Source organism: Kribbella albertanoniae (assembly GCF_004348455.1).
Lineage (GTDB): Bacteria > Actinomycetota > Actinomycetes > Propionibacteriales > Kribbellaceae > Kribbella > Kribbella albertanoniae.
Genome location: NZ_SMKA01000496.1, coordinates 1 through 2,118, shown reverse-complemented (window position 1 = coordinate 2,118; position 2,118 = coordinate 1). Strand labels below are relative to the sequence as shown.

General features: G+C 71.8%; 2 protein-coding genes and 1 riboswitch. Of the genes, one reads left to right on the top strand and one right to left on the bottom strand.

The window, feature by feature from the left end; all coding sequences use genetic code 11:
* On the bottom strand, positions 1–448 hold a 448-nt coding region (locus tag E1261_RS44505; protein ID WP_202875484.1), incomplete at its 3' end, for a 3-keto-5-aminohexanoate cleavage protein.
* A gap of 28 nt (positions 449–476) precedes the next feature.
* A riboswitch (cobalamin riboswitch) is annotated at positions 477–625 on the top strand.
* Positions 626–739: 114 nt separating this feature from the next.
* Here E1261_RS44505 and E1261_RS44500 point away from each other — a divergent pair.
* Positions 740–2,118: magnesium chelatase ATPase subunit I (locus E1261_RS44500; RefSeq protein WP_132416375.1), on the top strand; the 1,379-nt coding region annotated here is incomplete at its 3' end.

The window sequence follows — 2,118 nt, the reverse complement described above, 5'->3', positions numbered from 1 at the left end:
GGATGCGGAGGGTGGGGCCGGACCAGGTGAGGTAGGTGGCGGCGGCTTCGGGGGTGAAGAGGCCGGCTTCGACGGCGATTCCCCGGGAGAGGAGGAGGTCGGCGACCTGGGCGGCGCCGGGTTCGTGGAAGTTGACGCTGGCGAAGTCGGGGCCGGGGTGCCACTCGGCGATCAGGCGGAGGCGTTCGGTGAGGTCGGGGACGATCGGTTCGCGGGTGGAGACGCCGAGCGGGATGCCGGGGCAGGCGGCTTGGACTGCTTCGACGGCGGCGCGGATGTCGGGCCAGTGCAGGCTTTCCCGTTCGTCGGCGCCGCGGGGGTGAAGGTGCAGGGCATCGGCCCCGGCTTGTACGGCGGCCGCGGCGGCGTCGGCGAGTTCGGCCGGGGTGATGGGGACACCGGGGTGGTCGGCGCGAGTGCGGTCGCCGTTCAGGCAGGCCTTGATCATGCGGCCAGGGTAGGTGTGAACCTGGTCGCTGAGGGGCGGGGCGGGGTGTGCCATGATCGAGCGGACAGGTGTGGAGGAACACCGGTGACCGGGTCTTGGCCCGGAAATCCGGGGCGGTCCCGCCACTGTGACCGGGAAACCGGAAGCCAGGACATCCACACCCTGTCCGCCGCGGTCCCCGTGGCGTACCCAGTTGCCGAAGCGGGCGCGGACACCCGCTGACGAAGGGACTACCCGCTGATGCGGCCTGCGCCACCCTCGACCGGCTTTCCGTTCACTGCGGTGGTCGGGATGGAAGACCTTCAGCTCGCGCTGATCCTCGCGACGATCTCACCGGCGATCGGCGGTGTGCTGATCCGCGGTGAGAAGGGTACGGCGAAGTCGACCGCCGTCCGCGCGCTGACCGAGATCCTGCCACCGGTCGACGTCGTACCGGGGTGCCGGTTCTCCTGCGATCCTGCAGCTCCCGCGTCGGACTGTCCGGACGGGCCGCACGCGGCGCCGGAGGCGGTGAGCCGGGCGGCTCGGCTGGTCGAGCTGCCGGTGGGCGCGACCGAGGACCGGGTGCTGGGGTCGCTGCATCTGGAGAAGGCACTGGCCGAGGGGATCACGGCGTACGAGCCGGGGTTGCTGGCGGCCGCGCACCGTGGATTGCTGTACGTCGACGAGGTCAACCTCCTGCACGACCACCTGGTGGACGTGCTGCTGGACGCCGCGGCGATGGGTCGGGCGACGGTCGAACGCGACGGGGTATCGGTCACGCACCCGGCGCGGTTCGTGCTGGTCGGCACGATGAACCCTGAGGAAGGTGAGCTGCGGCCGCAGCTGCTCGACCGGTTCGGCCTCACGGTCGACGTGGTCGCCAGCCGCGATCCCGCCGTACGCGTCGAGGTGATGCGCGCGCGACTCACCTACGAGGCTGATCCGGCCGCGTTCGTCATCCGGTACGACGGCCCGCAGCGCGAACTCGCGGAGCGGATCGTCAAGGCGCGAGACCTGCTGAGCGAGGTCATCCTGACCGACTCGGCGTTGCGGCAGATCGCCGAGATCTGCGCGTCGTTCGACGTGGACGGCATGCGCGCCGACCTGGTCACCGCTCGGACTGCGGTCGCGCACGCGGCATGGTCGGGGCGCACGGTCGTCGAGGTCGAGGACGTCCGCGCCGCCGCCAAACTCGCCCTGCCGCACCGCCGCCGCCGAAACCCCTTCGACGCCCCAGGCATGGACGAAGACCAACTCGACCAAGCGATCCAGGACAGTACGCCGCCTCCGCCGGACCCCGACGACGATCCCGACGGCGGCCCGGACAACGACGGCCCGGGTGGTGGCGTGGACCCGGAGCCGACGGACTCGACCGATGGACCGGACGCCGACCGTGATCCGGATGCCGGCCAGCCCGAGAAGCAGATCCCGGGGCCTGCGCCGACTGGTGATGTTGCTGGAAGCTCCGAGCCGTACAAGGCGCGCCTGCTGAGCGTGCAGGCGGCGGGTGCCGGCGTGGCCGGTCGCCGGTCGCGAGCGATCACCGAGGTCGGACGAGTCGTGGGTGATCGGGCGCGCGTGGGACGTGAGTCGGGTCGGCCGCACCTGCTGGCGACCATCCGGGCAGCCGCACCGCATCAGCATGTGCGGGGACGGGCAGGCGCCGGGCTGGCTGTTCGGGCTAGCGA